This window comes from Actinomadura rubrisoli, assembly GCF_004349215.1.
Classification (GTDB): domain Bacteria; phylum Actinomycetota; class Actinomycetes; order Streptosporangiales; family Streptosporangiaceae; genus Spirillospora; species Spirillospora rubrisoli.
Window position 1 is genome coordinate 1 of record NZ_SMKU01000720.1, and the last position, 1,147, is coordinate 1,147.

The window sequence follows — 1,147 nt, forward strand, 5'->3', positions numbered from 1 at the left end:
CGTCTAGGCGGCGGTGGTTGGGCGGTGCGGGGCGATCACGCGGCCGTCGGGGAGGAGTTCGCCGGTGTCCTCGAATACGACGATGCCGTTGCAGAGCAGGCTCCACCCCTGTTCAGGGTGGTTGGCGACGGTACGGGCGGCCTCGCGGTCCCGGGCGTCCGGGGTGGGGCAAGACGGCCGGTGCGGGCAGATCGGGCTCGGTTGGACGGTCACGGCGTTCCTCCACTGTGTCCCTGTGATTAAGGACATAGATCAAGCCTGCCGTCGCTCGTCCGAAATATGCAAGTGGATGGGGAATTCTTTACTCTTCGCGGCGTGTGAACTCCCGGCGGATCGGGCATTCCGGGACGTTCAGTGCAGAAGCCCGCCATCCGGTTCGTCGCCGTGATCGACGTCGAGCCCGACGACGGACGTGCACCCGATGCAGATCCACTCCGCGATGACCGCCTCCGGATTGGTCCCGTGGGTGCGGTACGGGCGTTCGACCCACCGGCGCCGCATCCCGTGCCCGCACGAGGAGTGCAGCAGCCGCCCGCACTTGGGGCAGGGCCACACGTCCTCGCGGCGCTGGTTGCACTGGGGGCACATCGGGGACTCGTAGTGCTCGGCCGGCTCCCCGTGATCCAGCTCGCCGCGCCACTCGTGCTCCAGGTCGAGGTACTCGTCGGCCGGCCAGTGGTGGTCGGCCAGCCAGGCCAGGTACTCCTCGTCGCCCGGATCCAGGACGGCCGTCAGCGACTCCGGGTGCACGTCAGGGGAGCGGTGGCGGCGCGCGCCGCGCCGTCCGGCGGCCAGGAGCGTCAGCAGGCCGAGGAGCGCGGCCGCGGCCAAGCCTGTCGCCAAGGGCATCGCGGCGTCCTTACATGATCTCGTGGCGGGAAAGTCCGATCATGAATTCACTTCACAAAACGCTGCGAACGCTACAAGAAAGGCTCTTTACGGAAAAGTCGATCAGAAAAGATTCTTTGCCGGGATCATGGCTGGACCGGTGTCCGAAACCCACTGCGGGCATGGTCCCGAACCCCGTCCAGCCTGCGGATCCGGTCCGTCCGGCCACGTCGGCGGGCCATCGCGGCCCGGCGGCCGATTTCACTCTCCGCTGAATCGCCCCCGGTCCCGCCCCCGACCTGCATCGGCCGCATCCGGC

2 protein-coding genes are annotated in these 1,147 nt (G+C 68.3%); both read right to left on the reverse strand.

Annotation, left to right across the window (positions count from 1 at the left end; all coding sequences use genetic code 11):
- Positions 1-3: 3 nt before the first annotated feature.
- The gene (locus E1298_RS47090) at positions 4-192 is read right to left on the reverse strand and encodes a DUF5999 family protein (protein ID WP_165976007.1); all 189 of its coding nucleotides are present in this window, start codon (positions 190-192) and stop codon (positions 4-6) included.
- A 159-nt stretch (positions 193-351) separates the two neighbouring features.
- Complete coding sequence (locus tag E1298_RS50030) at positions 352-849, reverse strand: hypothetical protein (protein WP_207945296.1); 498 nt, start codon at positions 847-849, stop codon at positions 352-354.
- Between the last annotated feature and the right edge of the window lie 298 nt (positions 850-1,147).

Excerpts from the sequence above, each read along its gene's own strand:
- E1298_RS50030 (WP_207945296.1), bottom strand. The coding sequence starts at position 849 with ATGCCCTTGGCGACAGGCTTGGCCGCGGCCGCGCTCCTCGGCCTGCTG.